Raw genomic sequence first — 14,740 nt, forward strand, 5'->3', positions numbered from 1 at the left:
GGTGGAAAAAAGGGTATTATCGCCGACGCTCCCTCATTAGGGTGCCGTGCGCTTTACTACTTCTCCTGAGGAGCGACCGATGCAAGATTTTCCCGTTGTTCAGCTTCCCGAATCCATCCTTGACCTGCCGCAGGTCCGCGCCCAATGGCCCGGCACCTGTTTCGTCTGTTCCCAGGGGCATCCCCATGGCCTGCGCCTTCGCTTCCACCACACCGACGTCGGCGTCGCCTGCGTCTGCCGCATCCCCGCCGGCTACTGTGGCTTCGACGGCATGGTTCACGGCGGCATCATCTCGGCCCTCATGGACGAGGCGGCGGCCTATTCGCTCTTCGCCCGCCACGGCAAGCTCGGCGTGACGCGGGAGATGCAGACCCGATTCTTGAAGCCGGTCCCCACCGAAACGGAGCTCCGGGTAGTGGGGCAGATCGTTTCTTTCGCCGCTACGCAGGCGGAGGTCTCCATGGCCATCTTCGACGCGGCCGGACAGCGTCTCGCCGAAGGACGCACCTTCTGGGCCTTCCCGCGCCTCTCCCGCATCGCCGCCCTGGCAGGGGTTGAGGAAGCCGTTCTGCAGCGCTTTCTGGACGACTGCCAGGTGGTGGGGTAGGAAGCATTTGAGATTGGACGAAACAGGTCCCCCCTCCCAGGCGGGAGGGGGGGAGCAGACCTGCACTTTTCCGGCGGCATAGCCGGTTTTATTTGAAACAGGAGACCCATTGATGAGCGATTTGCTGATCCCCCGTACCGCGTCCGCCTACAATTACCCTTTGCTGATAAAGAACCTGTTGCTCTACCCGGTGGTCGACAACCCCGACCAGGAGATCGTATACCGTGACCTGTACCGGGGCAATTACCGCCAACTGAGGGAGCGGGTGAAGCGGCTGGCCAACATGCTCACCGGGCTCGGCGTGAAGCCGGGGCAAACGGTGGCCGTGATGGACTGGGACAGCCATCGCTACCTGGAACTTTTCTTCGCGGTGCCGATGATCGGCGCGGTGCTCCACACCATAAACGTGCGCCTGTCCGCGGAGCAGATCCTTTACACCATCGACCATGCCGAGGACGACGTGCTGCTGGTCAACAGCGAGTTTCTCCCCATCATGGAGCAGATCCGCGGCAGGATCGACAACGTCCGCACCTATATCCTCATCTCCGATGACGGCATGACGGAATGCAGCACCATCCCCGCCTGCGGCGAGTACGAACAGCTCCTGGCCCAGGCTTCGCCGGAGTTCGAGTTCCCCGACCTGGACGAGAACACCAGGGCCACGACTTTCTACACCACCGGAACCACGGGGATGCCGAAGGGGGTCTATTTCAGCCACCGGCAACTGGTGCTTCATTCGCTGGGACTTTTGGCGACGCTCGGTTCCTCCACCTCGCACGCCTGTCTGCACCGCGACGACGTCTACATGCCGATTACCCCGATGTTCCACGTTCATGCCTGGGGGGTCCCCTATATCGCCACCATGCTGGGGGTGAAGCAGGTCTATCCCGGGCGCTACCTGCCGGAAACCCTGCTGGAGCTCAAGGAGAAGGAAGGGGTCAGTTTCTCCCATTGCGTTCCGACCATCCTGCACATGCTCTTGAAGCACCCCCTTGCGGAAAAGATCGACCTGCGGGGGTGGAAACTCATCATCGGCGGCGCGGCTTTGTCGCGCAACCTCTGCGTCGAGTCGCTGAGGCTTGGCATCGACGTCTTCACCGGGTACGGGATGTCCGAGACCTGCCCGATCCTCACCATTTCCAAGCTCACACCGGAGATGCTGGAACTATCCCACGCCGAGCAGGCGGAAATCCGCTGCAAAACGGGTCTTGCCCTGGCCTTAGTCGATCTGCGCGTGGTCGACAGCAACTTCAACGAGCTCCCCCGCGACGGCGTCAGCGCCGGCAACGTGGTGGTGCGCTCCCCCTGGCTTTCGCAGGGATACCTGAAGGATCACAAGGCCTCCGAGCGTCTCTGGGAGGGGGGGTATCTCCATACCGGCGACGTGGCGGTGCGGGACGAGCTGGGCTATCTCAAGATCACCGACCGGAGCAAGGACGTGATCAAGGTCGCCGGCGAATGGGTTTCCTCGCTGGAGCTGGAGGACATTGTCGCGCATCACCCGGCAGTAGCCGAGGTGGCGGTGATAGGGAAGCCTGACGAGAAGTGGGGCGAGCGCCCCCTGGCGCTGGTCGTTCTCAAGCCGACCGAGGGGACGAAGGTGACCGATAAGGAGATCGCCCACCACGTGAGGGAGTACGCCGACAAGGGTGTGGTGAGCAAGCAGGTCGTCCTGGTCAAGGTGAAGCTCGTTCCATCCATCGACAAGACTAGCGTTGGAAAGATCAACAAGGTGGCACTGCGGGAGAAATATCTCTGAGAGTGAGACAGGGTGGAAAATGAAGGGAGCTAAAAAGAAGGAGTTCAGCATGAACGCGCTGGAGATTGAGGTGGCCATCGCCGCGCTTCATTCCACAGGGGACTACCTGGTACTGCGGCGCCTGAACCTCGCGCGCGACGCTCGCCTCGCCCGCAAGGCCCCGGAGTGCTGCCAGGTCGCCCTTTGCCTGGACACCGAGACCACCGGACTCGACTATAAGCGGGACAAGGTCATCGAACTGGGGATCGTCGCTTTCGAGTACGACCCCGAGACCGGCGAGATCTTCAGGATCTCCGAGCGCTACTCCGGCTTTGAAGATCCGGGGTTCCCCATCCCGGAAGAGGTGAAGGAGATTACCGGCATCTCGGACGACATGGTGCGCGGGCAGGCGTTCGACGACGCCTTCATCAACCTCCTGGCCGAGAAGTCCCACATGGTGATCGCCCATAACGCCGCCTTCGACAGGAAGTTCGTCGAGGCGCGGTTCCCGGCCTTCACCAAGCTCCCCTGGGCCTGCACCGTGTCGCAGATCGACTGGGGGGCGGAGCGGGTGTCTTCGCGTACGCTGGAATATCTCCTTTTCAAGACCGCTTCTCTCACCATCAACGCACACCGTGCGCTCGACGACGCCGAGGGGGTGTTGGGGCTTTTGCTGGAGCGGCTTCCGGTTACCGGCGCGCCCATCTTCCAGACTTTATTGAAGAGAGCGCACGAGGTCACCTCGCGGCTTTATGCCGTCTCCGCACCCTTCGACAAGAAGGATCTTCTCAAGGACCGCGGCTATCGCTGGAGCGACGGGTCACAGGGGGGGAGCAAGGCATGGTGGCGCGATGTGCCTGCCGAGGCCGAGCCGGAGGAGCTCGCCTATCTGGCGAACGAGATCTATCCCAGGGGGAACACGAGCGCCGTGCAGATAATGAGGTGCGACGCGTATGCGAGGTTCTCCGCGCGGGAGTAAAACCTAAGGCGGAACACAGAGGTCTCGGAGGTCCACGGGGGGCACTGAGGTTTTTCTGGAAAAGGCAAAAGGCACTCACCACAGAGGTACACAGAGGAAGCACAGAGGAAAGCAAAAAGCTAAAGCCTTTGGTTCACCCCCAAAAAGGTTTTCATTTTCCTATTTTTGTTTTTCCTCTGTGATCCTCGGTGGTGAAAGCTTTTCGTTTTTCCTGCTTCTGTTTTTTCTCTGTGCTGCCTCTGTGTCCTCCGTGTCCTCTGTGGCGAAGATCTTAAGGTTTTTCTAGGAGGTTACTTCATGAGCTTCGACAACGCCGGAATACTGATCGTCGGTGGCGGCATTATCGGCCTTACCATCGCCCGCGAACTGGTGAAGCAGGGCCACGGCGACATTGTCATCATCGAGAAGGAACCGGAACTGGGCGTCCACGCCTCGGGCCGCAACAGCGGCGTGCTCCATGCCGGCATCTACTATTCACCGGACAGCCTCAAGGCCAAATCCTGCTTGAACGGCAATTTCCTGATGCGGGAATACTGCAAGGAAAAGGGGCTGCCGCTGCTGGAAAGCGGCAAGGTCATCGTCACCCGCACCGCGGCCGAACTCCCGGTGCTGGACGAACTGCACCGGCGCGCGACTGCCAACGGCGCCAAGGTGGAGATGATCGACGAGAAGCAACTGGCCGCAATCGAGCCGAACGCCCGGACGGTGGAGCGCGCGCTCTTCTCGCATTACACGGCGGTGGTGGACCCGAAAGCGGTGCTGAAGAGCCTGAAAAAGGACCTGGAACGGACCGGAAGGGTGAGGCTTCACCTCGGCTGCAAAATGCTAGGCCTTAAGGGAAGCTCCACGGTGGTGACCAACAAGGGGGATATAAGCTTCGAGAGGTTCATCAACGCAGCCGGCGCCTACTGCAACAAGGTGGCGGGCTTCTTCGGGGTGGGTTCCAAATACCGGTTGATCCCCTTCAAGGGGGTGTACCGGCTGCTGAAAAAGGATGCTCCCTTTACCGTCAACTCCAACATCTATCCGGTGCCCGACATCCGGAACCCCTTTCTGGGGATCCACTTCACCCGCAGCGTCCACGGCGACGTCTATCTGGGACCGACGGCCATTCCCGCTTTCGGGCGTGAGAACTACGGCATCCTGTCTGGCATCGACGCCGAGGCCTTCAGCATCGCCTGGCAGGACCTGGTCCTTTTCCTCCTCAACAGGCCTTTCCGTAACGTCGCGCTCTCGGAGCCGCTCAAGTATTTCCCCTCTTACTTCTTCCGCGACGCCGCAAGGCTGGTGAAGGAGCTGGCCCCCTCCGACGTGGTGCATGCTTCCAAGGTGGGGATACGTCCGCAGCTGGTGGACTGGGAGAAGAAGGAGCTGGTGATGGATTTCCTGGTGGTGGCTGACGGCTCTTCGCTCCACGTGCTGAACCCGATTTCCCCCGCTTTCACCTCGTCGATGGATCTGGCGCAGGGGATGGTGGCGGAGCATTTCTCTTCCTGAAGCCGCTCGTTCGCCTTCTCTCCCCCTCCCGCAAGGGGAGGGGGGACTTACCCTTACTTCCCCTTTTACGACGCCTGCAGCTTCAGCCGCTTGTTCAGGGTCTGGCGCCCCATGCCCAGGATCTTTCCGGCTAACCCCTGGTTCCCTTTGGCCAGCTTCATCGCCTCGGCGATCATGTACTGCTCCACTTCGTCCAAAGTCGGGAAGTGCCCGAAGATGCCGCAGAGCGGATTCTCGCCTGCGGCGGCCGGTGTGGAACAGTCGAGAGTCGGCAAGGGGCGCTCGTGGCCGATGACGCCGCGGAAGGTCTCCATGGAGAGAATGCCGGAGTTGTGCCGCAAGACGGCGTCGAACACGAGCGCCTCCAACTCCCGGATGTTGCCAGGGAAGTGGTAAAGCGCGAGCATGACGGCAAGCTCGGGGGGAGGGGTCGGCTTCTTCTTGCCCAGGCAGTCGGCGGCGCTTCCCAGGAAGTGTTCCAAAAGGAGCGGAATGTCGTCCAGCCTGTCCCGCAGCGGGGGGAGATGCACCCGGTGCCCGCAGAGCCGGTAGTAGAGGTCGTTGCGAAATTTCCCCTGCTTGATCAGCTCCTGAAGGTCGCGGTTGGTGGCGAGCACCAGACGCGCGTCGCTCTTCTTGATGAAGTCGGAGCCGACGGGGTAGTACTCCTGCTCCTGCAAAAGCCTCAAGAGCTTGATCTGCGACATCTCGTTGAGGTCGCCTATCTCGTCTAAAAAGAGCGTCCCTCCGGAGGCGCGGGTGATCAGGCCGTCCCGGGCCTGGTCGGCGCCGGTGAAGGCGCCTTTCCTGTGACCGAAAAGGGTGTCGGAAAACATGTTGTCGTCGAGCCCTGCCACGTTGAGCGCCACGTACTCGCCGCTGCAGCCACTCAGGTTGTGGATCGCCCGGGCTATCAGCTCCTTGCCGGTGCCGGTCTCGCCGGTAATCGTTACCGCCTGCCTAGTGCCGGAAATCACCTCGAGGTACTGGAAGATGGCCCGCATCGCCTTGTTGCCGGTGACGATGCTCCGGAAGGCCTCGGGATGGTCCAACCGGTCGGTGAACATGTACTGCTTCAAGGCGGTGAGCTCGTTGGCGAGGGAGCGCATCTCCAGGGCTTTCCTGACCGAGGTGATCAGCCGCTTTACGTCAATGGGCTTCACCAGGTAGTCGAAGGCCCCCTCCTTGATGCAATTCACCACGGTTTCGACGTCGTTGTTGGCGGTGGCGACTATCACCTTGATCTGAGGGTGTTGCGAGATTATCTGCGGCAGGAGTTCGAACCCGGAGAGGTTCGGCATGCGCAGGTCCAGGACGATGACGGCGAATTCTTCTCTGGAAAGAAGCGACATCACCTTGCTGCTGTCGTTTTCGATGACTACATCGGCGTGCCCGGCGTTGTTGAGGCAGCTCCGGCAGGTTTCCAGTATCTGCGCCTCGTCGTCGATGAGCAGAATCCGTTGCGTGTACTTCATTTCTTTGTTCACTTTTTGCGCTCCTCCTGCCTTGCCGAACAGTGGTCTGCTCCGTGCCTCGTGTTTTCATCGGGGAGGGTGAAGTAGAAGCAGGCCCCGAGCCCTACCTCTCCCTCGGCCCAGATCCTGCCGCCGTGGCGCTGGATGATGCGCTGCACGGTGGCGAGTCCTATGCCGAACCCCTTGAACTCCCGCTCCGAGTGGAGCCGCTGGAAGGGGCTGAACAGTTTGTCGGCCAGCGTCATGTCGAAGCCGGCGCCGTTGTCGCGCACGAAGTAAACGAGCTCCCCGCTCTCGTCCAGGGAGGCTACTTCGACCGCGGCGTCTTCCCGGTTCGCCGAGTATTTGCAGGCGTTGGAGATCAGGTTTTGCAGCACCACCTTCAAAAGGTCGGGGTCCCCAAGGGCCGTCATCCCGGGGGCTATGCTGAAGGTCACCCGCCGCTGCGGTTCGCTCAATTGCTGGGAGGCGCAGACCAGGGAGGTAAGCTGGCTCAAATCAACCTCGGACCGGGTCATCTCGCTGCGGCTCACCCGGGAGAATTCAAGCAGCGTCTTGATCAACTGGTTCATGTTGACGGTTTCGTCGAAGATGATCTTGATGAAATCCTTGCACTGCTCGTCCAGCGTCGCGCCGTAAAGCTCCAGTATCACCTGGCAGTAGCCGTTGATGTTGGTCAGCGGCGTGCGCAGATCGTGCGAGACCGTGTAGCTGAACCCCTCCAGGTCGCGGTTCGCGAGTTCCAGTTCCTCGGCTCGCGCCGCGAGGTTCCGGTTCAACGCCTCGATCCGTCGCTCGGACAGCACCCTTTCGGTGATCTCCTCCTGCACCGCGACCAGGTCGCTGAGAGCGCCGGTCTCGTCGTAGACGGGGGAGAGGGAGGTGGACTCGTAGAAAACCTCGCCGTTCTTCTTCACCCCCTCGAACTCGCCGTGCCACTCCTCTCCGGCTGCGACCCGGTCCCATAGTTCGGCTTTTCCTTTCAGCGACTTCAGGTTTTTTCCCAGCACCTCGCCGGGCTCGTAGCCGGTCAGCGTGGTGAACCTGGGGTTCACGTAGTCGATCACCCCTTCAGGGTTGGCGATGACGATGCTGCTGGCGCTCTGCTCCACCGCCCGCGAGAGCCTGCGCACGAACACCTGGTGGGCCAATAGCTCCCTTTCCTGGGTGAGGGTTGTAAGCGCGCTTTCCACCGCCGCGAAGAGCTTCGAGCTGTCTATCGGCTTCAGGACGTAGCGGCTGATCCCCAGCTCGATCGACTCGATCAGGTACTCCATGTCGGAATGAGCGCTGGTGACGATCACCGGGAGGGAAGGTTTTTGCTCCATCATTTCCCGCGCCATGTCGATGCCACTCATGGCCGGCATCTTGATGTCGGTCACCACGAGGTCGGGTGCGTGCTCCCGGAAAAGCGCCATGCCTTCGGCGCCGTTTGCCGCGCTTAAAAGGGCGAGCTTGGGAAAGCGCCGCTGCAAAAGGGAAAGCACCGTCTCCCTGGTGACCTGCTCGTCCTCCACGTACAAAAGGGTGAAGCCCGGGTCCTCGATGGCTAATCCGCCCATGCTACACCTCGATCCTGAATTCGGCCCCGCCCTCGATGTTTCTTGCGGTGAGCGAGCCGTTCATGCTTTTTTCCACGATGTTCTTGGCCATGAAAAGGCCGATGCCGGTTCCTTTCTCCTGCTCCTTGGTGGTGAAGTAGGGCTCGAAGATCCGCCCCAGGACGTGCTCCGGCATGCCTCCGGCGTTGTCGACGATGGTGACCACGATCTTGCCGTCTTCGTAATCTATGCTCACCAGCAGCTTAGGCTGGGCCGGTTTCCTCTCCCCGAAGGCGTCGATGGCGTTGGTCAGGATGTTCAGGAGCACCTGGGAGAACTCGTTGGGGTGCCCGGTTATGTTCGGCGCGTGGCCGCAGTGGACCTCGGACCTTATCCCCTTGTCGGCGAGGCTCCCCTCGATGAGGCTGAGGGTTTTTTCCACGACCAGGCAGGGGTCGAAGCTGGTCTTCTCCTTGTCGGGCATGAAGAAGTTCCTGAAGTCGTCGATGGTCTGCGACATGTGCCGCACCATCTGCATGATCTTGTTGGTGCTGGAGTCGAGGTACTCCTTGTTGAAGTTGCCGTACTCGTAGCTCAGCGTCAGGTCCTGCACCAGCAGCCCAACGGCGTTCAGCGGCTGGCGCCACTGGTGGGCTATGTTGCCGATCATCTCCCCCATGGCGGCCTGGCGGCTTTGCTGCATCAGCACCTCGTCCTTTTTGCGCAGCTCTTCCATCGCCTGCAGCCTCTCCGCCGTCTCCTGGGTGAGCGCCGCGGTCCGCTCCTTCACCCGCTGCTCCAGCTCGCGGTTCAGGTTGGACAGGGACGCCTTGGCCCCCAGAAGCTCCTGGTTCTTTTCGGCGGCGAGCTCGTAGGTCGAGAGCAAAAGTTCGATGGTGTGGGCGCTGTCGGCCTGTACCCGGTAGTTCTTGCCGTGGTAGCTGATGGCGACCTCTCCCTCTTTCTCCCCCATGCGACAGGCCCGCTCTCCCTGCAGTACGTCTCGGATCCTGTTGAGCAGCAGCTTGTCGCTGTAGGGCTTGGACACGAAGTAGTTGGCCCCGGCCTCAAGGCTGTGCAAGACGTCGGAGGGGTCGTTCAGGTGGGTGAGCAGGACGATGGGGGTGTCCTTTATGGATTCCATTCCCCTGACTCGGCGGCAGAGTTCGAAGCCGTCCATCTCGGGCATCAGTATGTCGCTGATCACCAGGTCCGGTTGCCGCTCGCGGATCTGCTCCAGCGCGTCGCTTCCGTTTCTGGCGATCGCGACGCGGTACCCCTCGCCGGCGAGGAGCTGTTCAAGGAGTTTCGCCTGGGTCGGGCTGTCGTCGACGATCAGGATCAGGTATGGTGCCGTCTGGCCGTTGTTGCTCTTCTGCATGAAGCTCCTTCCTTACTTGGACGCACCCTGTGCGCCTTTCTTGGTAACCGCCAAAAGCAGGTTGATGATCCCCTCGGGGGAGAGCACGTGCTGCACGGCGTCGATCTTTATCGCTTCTCCGGGCATACCGAAGACCATGGAGCTTTCGCGGTTCTGCGCGATGCAGAGGCCTCCGCGCCCCTTTAGCGTCTTCAATTCGACGGCGCCGTCCTTGCCCATCCCGGAGAGGATGATGCCGGCCGCATTGGCGCCGTAGCTTTTGGCGACCGAGCGGAAGAGGACGTCGATGGAGGGGCGGACCCCGTTTTCGGGGGGGGCGCCGGAGAGGGCGATCCTTCCGGCCGGGGTAGCTTCCATGTGGCAGCCGTCCGGCGCCACGTAAACCTCTCCCGCCGCGATGACCGTCCCTTCGGCGGCAAGCCGCACCGGCATCCGCGAGTGGAGGTTCAGCCAGTGCACGAAGTTCTCGGTGAAGCCTACTGACATGTGCTGCACTACCAGGACGGCGGCCCCGAAATCTTCAGGAAGCGCGGCGAGGATCCGGTGCAGCAGCGGGGGACCGCCGGTCGAGGCCCCGATGGCGACCACCTTGACGGGGGCTAAGGGCTCCTTTAGCGGCGACTTGGGCCACTGGCCAAGGGCGCCGGGGGCGAAGACGCGCCGCACCACCTTGATCTCCGACATGAGCTTTATGTGATGGATCAGGCTCGCCACCGACTCAGCGTAGCCGGGGGTTCCCACCGGGGCGGGCTTTGGGAGCACCATCAGGACGCCGGCCTCCATGAAGCGGAAGAGGAGGTCCGAATCGCGCGTGTCGATCTTCCCCGAGACTACGACGATGGGGACCGGAGAGGTGGACATGATGGCGCGGGTCGCGTCCAGGCCGTTCATTCCGGAGAGGTGCAGGTCCATGGTGATCAGGTCGGGCTTCAGGCGCGCGGCGGCCTCTACCGCCTCCTCGCCGCTTTCCGCGACGCCTATCACCTGCAGTTCTGGGTCCGCCTGAAAGGCCGCCACCAAAGCCTTCTGCACCGTTTTCGAGTCTTCCACCACCAGTAGTCTGATCATCTGGTCCTCAGTCAGGTCAGTTTTCGTATCACGTCAATCAAGCCGCTTTGGTCGAAGCTGCTTTTCACCAGGTAGGCGCTTGCGCCCACGTCGATGCCGCGTTCCCGGTCGACGCGGGATTCGAGCCCAGTCACCAGGATCACCGGCAGGGCGGCGAACCGGCTGTCGCTTCTGACGGCTGCGGTGAGCTGGAAGCCGTCCATGCGCGGCATCTCCACGTCGGATACCACCACGTCGAACTGCTCGGTTTTAAGCTGGGTCAGCGCATCCAAGCCGTCGATGGCGGTGCGCACCCGGAACCCCGATGCCTCCAGGATGTTCTTCAAAAGCGTGCGCGAGGTGATGGAATCCTCGGCTACCAGCACCGAAAGCCGCGCCGCCTGCGCCCGGGGAGCCGGCTCACCCATGGGCTGTGAAGGCGCCTGGTCGGCGAAGGCGGAACGGAACAGGTCGGCCACGTTCAAGACCGGGACCACTCGGCCGTCGCCGGACACGGTGCCGCCGGCGACGTTTCTCACCCGGGAGAGCTGGCTTCCCAGCGGCTTTAACAGGATCTCCTGCACCCCGACCACCTGGTCCACGGAGAAGGCGATCCGTCTGTCGGCGGCGCGCAGCACCACGAAGCTCACTACGCGCTCAGGGTCGGCAGGCGCTGACAACCCCAAAAGGCGCGAAAGCGGGATCAGGGCCAGCACCTCGCCACCCAAAAGGACCGTGTCGCGGTTCTCCACCCTTTTCACCTGGTCCGGCGCCACGCGGCCGCTGGTCTCGACGTTGGCGGCCGGCAGGAAGCAGTCCCGGCCGGCGACCTGCACCTGGAGGGCACGCATCATGGCGAAGGAGAGGGGGAAGTGGAGGTGGAAGCGGGTTCCCGTCCCCCGTGCGCTCTCCACGGTTACGTGCCCCCCCAGCCTTTCCAGCGCCTCGCGCACGATGGCGAGCCCCACCCCGCGCCCGGAAATGCTGCTGACGATCTTGCTGGTGGAGACGCCCGATTCGAAGATGAGCTGGAGCAGTTCGTGGTCCGGCGTCAGTTCCAGGGCCTCCCGCGAGGCGAGCTCCAGCCGTGAAGCCGCTTCCCTTACCTGGGAGAGATCGATGCCGCAGCCGTCGTCGCTCACCGTGAGTTCGGCGCGGTTCGCGTCTTTGAGCTTCAGCTCTATGCCCAGCTTCCCTTTTTCCGGCTTACCTGCGAGCCTGCGCTCGGCCGGCGTCTCGATGCCGTGGTCGAGCATGTTGCGCACCAGGTGCAAGAGCGGCTCCTTCAGCTCCGCGAGGATGCGGCGGTCGAGTTCGAGCTCCGTCCCTTCGCAGTTAAGCTCTGCTTCCTTGTCCAGCTGCCGGGCCAGGTCGCGTACCATCTTGAAAAAGGGCTCCGCCAGGGAGGAGAAGGGGAGCAGGTGCAGTTTCTTCAGCTCGCCAAGAAGCGGATCCACCATGCCGCTCAGCGTCCTGAGGTTCTTCTCGGCCCCTTTTTCCAGATGGCGCAGCCGTCCTTCCAGCGCCTTCTCGTTCTGCCAACCATGCTCGACCAGCAGGGCCAGCGTTTTCTCCTGCGGCATCGGCGCCTGCTTGAGCGCCTTTCTCGCCGACTCCATGGCCCGCAAACGCTCGCCGCCGCGCGCGGAAAGCTCGGCGGCAAGGGCTGCCGCTTCCTCGTGCAGCAAGGCGGCGGAGAGCTTCGCCGAAACGAGCTCCTCGGACTGCAGCAGCAGCGACTCCAAAAGGCGCGCCGAAACCTTGACCGTCTCGTCGGAGGGGCCGCGCGGCGCGGGGCGTGCTGAGGGCGCGGCAGTTGCAGCCTCTGGGGCATGCGCGGCAGGCTCGGCGCTGGGGGACGCCAGGGGAGGAACCTTCGGCGCACGCTCCTTTAGCGGCTCGGGGAAGGGCGCCTGGGTAGGCTCTGCTCCCGCGGATGTGTCATGGGGCTCTGCCTGGTCCGCCGCCGCGATCGGTTCCAAGCCGCCAACGGTAACAGCGGAGGCGGCGTCCGGGGGAGTCAAGCTTTCCCTGGCGCTGGTGATCTCGCCGGCGACGGCGTCGATGTCCCGGTGCAGGCGGTCGAAAAGGTCGAGGTCGAGGGAGATCTCCCCGCGCTTCAACGACGCCAGGAGGCTTTCCAGCTCCTGGCACCCATGGGCCACGGTGACGAGGTTCACCGCGTGAGCCGCCCCCTTGAGGGTATGCGCGCGCCGCAAGACGCTCTCGACCAGGCGCGCCTGCTCAGCCTTGTCGTTTTCGCGCTCGAGGGCGACCAGGAGCGTGGCGAGGGCGCCTATGTGCTCCTGCGCCTCCAGCTCGAAGGTCTCCAGCAATTCCCTCATCAGGGCTTCTGTGTCACCCATGCCGTTTCTTTCCTTTGGTTTCCTGGCATTCCCTGCGGCTTCACCCACCCCCCGTCCCCCTCCCGTCAAGGGAGGGGGGGATCCCCGGAATCTTTCGTAGTACCGCGGGGAAGGGGGGCGGAGCTTATGCCACCTTATACCCGCTTACCAGCTCTTGGAGCTTCTGGTTCAGTTCGTAGAGGTTACGGGCCGCCGCCTCGATCTGGCGCGAACCCTCGACGTTCTGGTCGCTCGCCTGATTGATGCTGTGGATGGCGATGGCGATCTGGTCCATGCCGATCGCCTGCTCCTGGGTGGAGGTGACGATCTGCAGCGTGGCGTTGGAGGATTCCTCGATGCTGGAGGCGAGCACGCGGATCGACTCGCCCGCTTCGCCGGACTGCTTCACGCCTGCCTCGACGGCCTTGCTCCCCTGTTCGGTGGCGAGGACCGCAGCGGTGGTCGCCTTCTGGATCTGTCCGATGATGCTCCTGACCTGCGAGGTCGCCTGTTTCGACTGGGTGGCCAGGTTCTTCACCTCCTGGGCCACGACGGCGAATCCCTTGCCGTGCTCGCCGGCTTTGGCCGCCTCGATGGCGGCGTTCACCGCAAGGAGGTTCGATTGTTCGGCGAGGTCGGCCACGGTGGCGATGATCTCGCCGATGGCCTGGCTCTGCTCGCTCAAATTGACGATGCGCTCAGCGATGAAGCCCATGCGCTCGTCGATCCCCTGCATGCCGTCGATGGCGCTGGATACCGACTCGCGCCCCTCCTTGGCGACCTGCACCGCGCGGTTGGCGCTCTCGTAGACCTGCCTCGACTTTTGCGAGGTGAGGTCGGTGGTCTGGCGGATCTCCTGCACCGTGGCGTTGGTCTCGGAGATGGAGGTCGCGGTCTGGGCGGAACTGGAGGCGAGCTGGCTCACCGTGGTCATGATCTCGGCGGCCGACCCGGCCAGGACGTTCACCACCGCTCGGATCTCCAGGCTCAACTCCCGAAGGTTCCGGGTCATCTGGCTGAAGGAGTTGCCGAGCCGGTCCTTGGGGGAGGCGGGGACTACGTCGATGGTGAGGTCCCCCGAGGCGATGCGGTCGGCGCTGGCGGCAAGCCTTTTCAGCGACGCCACCATGTTCGACATGGCCAGGCCGAAGACGTCCCGCTCCGAGGCCGGGATAACCTCGGTGTCCAGGTCTCCCAGAGCGATCTGGTTCGCTGTCTCTCCCATCCGGCGCAGCGACAGCACCATCTTCTCCATGGCGCGCAGCAGCTGCCCGAGTTCGTCGCCGGCGTCGCTGTGGATCTCCACCGACACGTCCCCCTGGGAGAGTCTTTCCGCGGCCTGCACCGCCTGGTCCAGCGGAGCGGTGATGGAGGATGTGATGGCGAACGCGGTCCAGACGGCAAGAGCTCCGGCCAAAAGCACCAGGATCGCGGTGACGGCGAAGATGGTGCGCTGGTTTTTCTGCGATTCCTCAACGAAGCTATCTGCCTTGCTGGTGGCGAACTTAAGCACCTCGTTCACCTGGGCGTCGATCCCCGCGACCATGCGCCTCGCGTAGTTCTTGTGGAAGGCGACCGACTCGGCGATCTTCCCCTGGCGTACCAGTTCAATGGTATGCGCGCGCACCTGTTTCCACTTGTCCATCGACTCCTTGATCTGGTCGATCTTCCCCTTGTCGCCGAGGAAGCGCTCCCTGACCAGGGCGAGGTCGCGGTAGACGATCCTTTCGCTGGCTTCGATATCAGCGAGCGACGCTTCCAGATCCTCGGCGTCCCGGGCGTAGAGCACCACGTCCTTCATGGACCTGTGCATCCTCACCACGTTGGCGTCGACCGAGCGTATGGCGTTGGTGACGGTGAAGGGGTGTTCGTGGAACTCGGTCATCAGATCTCCCTGAGCCTTCAGGTTCTTCAGGGAGAGCGCCCCGATCAGCACCAGGAAGAAGACGAGCGCGCCAAAGCCGGCGATGAGCCTGGAGCGGATTTTCAGATTGTTCAGCATGGAACCCCCGTTGGTTGCTTTCATAAAGTTTCCTGCTTTGATCATTTTCCTGTCGGCAGTAGGCTAGCTCCCCCCCTCCCTTGACGGGAGGGGGCCGGGGGGTGGGTGAACTAGCCCGCAGCACAAAG

General features: G+C 62.7%; 10 protein-coding genes. 4 read left to right on the forward strand and 6 right to left on the reverse strand.

The genetic code is table 11. From position 1 onward, the window contains the following. Window positions 1-79 precede the first annotated feature (79 nt). From GBEM_RS10120 to lhgO, 4 genes are all read left to right on the forward strand, one after another. On the forward strand, window positions 80-607 hold the full coding sequence (locus GBEM_RS10120; protein WP_012530453.1) for a PaaI family thioesterase: 528 nt from the start codon (window positions 80-82) through the stop codon (window positions 605-607). 112 nt (window positions 608-719) lie between these two features. After that, window positions 720-2,366: a fatty acid--CoA ligase gene (locus GBEM_RS10125; RefSeq protein ID WP_012530454.1), complete on the forward strand. Its 1,647-nt coding sequence runs from the start codon at window positions 720-722 to the stop codon at window positions 2,364-2,366. A 19-nt stretch (window positions 2,367-2,385) separates the two neighbouring features. Then, on the forward strand, window positions 2,386-3,324 hold the full coding sequence (locus tag GBEM_RS10130; protein WP_012530455.1) for a 3'-5' exonuclease: 939 nt from the start codon (window positions 2,386-2,388) through the stop codon (window positions 3,322-3,324). A gap of 297 nt (window positions 3,325-3,621) precedes the next feature. Next, a complete protein-coding gene (gene lhgO / locus GBEM_RS10135; RefSeq protein ID WP_012530456.1) occupies window positions 3,622-4,821 on the forward strand; it encodes an L-2-hydroxyglutarate oxidase in 1,200 nt (399 codons plus the stop codon). Between the two features lie 65 nt (window positions 4,822-4,886). On the opposite strand, the gene GBEM_RS10140 is transcribed toward lhgO, so the two are convergent. From GBEM_RS10140 to GBEM_RS10165, 6 genes are all read right to left on the reverse strand, one after another. After that, a complete protein-coding gene (locus tag GBEM_RS10140) occupies window positions 4,887-6,296 on the reverse strand; it encodes a sigma-54-dependent transcriptional regulator (protein ID WP_041263185.1) in 1,410 nt (469 codons plus the stop codon). A gap of 8 nt (window positions 6,297-6,304) precedes the next feature. After that, a complete protein-coding gene (locus GBEM_RS10145; protein WP_012530458.1) occupies window positions 6,305-7,858 on the reverse strand; it encodes a sensor histidine kinase in 1,554 nt (517 codons plus the stop codon). Between the two features lies 1 nt (window position 7,859). Continuing rightward, a complete protein-coding gene (locus tag GBEM_RS10150) occupies window positions 7,860-9,218 on the reverse strand; it encodes a hybrid sensor histidine kinase/response regulator (RefSeq protein ID WP_012530459.1) in 1,359 nt (452 codons plus the stop codon). Between the two features lie 12 nt (window positions 9,219-9,230). Then, window positions 9,231-10,286 (reverse strand): chemotaxis protein CheB, encoded by a 1,056-nt coding sequence (gene cheB, locus GBEM_RS10155; protein ID WP_012530460.1) that lies wholly within the window; start codon window positions 10,284-10,286, stop codon window positions 9,231-9,233. An 11-nt stretch (window positions 10,287-10,297) separates the two neighbouring features. Then, window positions 10,298-12,631 (reverse strand): hybrid sensor histidine kinase/response regulator, encoded by a 2,334-nt coding sequence (locus GBEM_RS10160; RefSeq protein WP_041262727.1) that lies wholly within the window; start codon window positions 12,629-12,631, stop codon window positions 10,298-10,300. Window positions 12,632-12,755: 124 nt separating this feature from the next. Further along, window positions 12,756-14,636 (reverse strand): HAMP domain-containing methyl-accepting chemotaxis protein, encoded by a 1,881-nt coding sequence (locus GBEM_RS10165; RefSeq protein WP_012530462.1) that lies wholly within the window; start codon window positions 14,634-14,636, stop codon window positions 12,756-12,758. Window positions 14,637-14,740 lie beyond the last annotated feature (104 nt).

Origin of the sequence: Citrifermentans bemidjiense Bem, from assembly GCF_000020725.1 — a bacterium.
Lineage (GTDB): Bacteria > Desulfobacterota > Desulfuromonadia > Geobacterales > Geobacteraceae > Geomonas > Geomonas bemidjiensis.

What these genes read in the sequence shown, in the direction of transcription:
- GBEM_RS10130 (WP_012530455.1), top strand. Translation starts at nt 2,386, where the DNA reads ATGAAGGGAGCTAAAAAGAAGGAGTTCAGCATGAACGCGCTGGAGATT.
- GBEM_RS10120 (WP_012530453.1), top strand. Translation starts at nt 80, where the DNA reads ATGCAAGATTTTCCCGTTGTTCAGCTTCCCGAATCCATCCTTGACCTG.
- GBEM_RS10150 (WP_012530459.1), bottom strand. Translation starts at nt 9,218, where the DNA reads ATGCAGAAGAGCAACAACGGCCAGACGGCACCATACCTGATCCTGATC.
- GBEM_RS10165 (WP_012530462.1), bottom strand. Translation starts at nt 14,636, where the DNA reads ATGAAAGCAACCAACGGGGGTTCCATGCTGAACAATCTGAAAATCCGC.
- GBEM_RS10140 (WP_041263185.1), bottom strand. Translation starts at nt 6,296, where the DNA reads ATGAAGTACACGCAACGGATTCTGCTCATCGACGACGAGGCGCAGATA.
- cheB (WP_012530460.1), bottom strand. Translation starts at nt 10,286, where the DNA reads ATGATCAGACTACTGGTGGTGGAAGACTCGAAAACGGTGCAGAAGGCT.
- GBEM_RS10125 (WP_012530454.1), top strand. Translation starts at nt 720, where the DNA reads ATGAGCGATTTGCTGATCCCCCGTACCGCGTCCGCCTACAATTACCCT.
- GBEM_RS10145 (WP_012530458.1), bottom strand. Translation starts at nt 7,858, where the DNA reads ATGGGCGGATTAGCCATCGAGGACCCGGGCTTCACCCTTTTGTACGTG.
- GBEM_RS10160 (WP_041262727.1), bottom strand. Translation starts at nt 12,631, where the DNA reads ATGGGTGACACAGAAGCCCTGATGAGGGAATTGCTGGAGACCTTCGAG.
- lhgO (WP_012530456.1), top strand. Translation starts at nt 3,622, where the DNA reads ATGAGCTTCGACAACGCCGGAATACTGATCGTCGGTGGCGGCATTATC.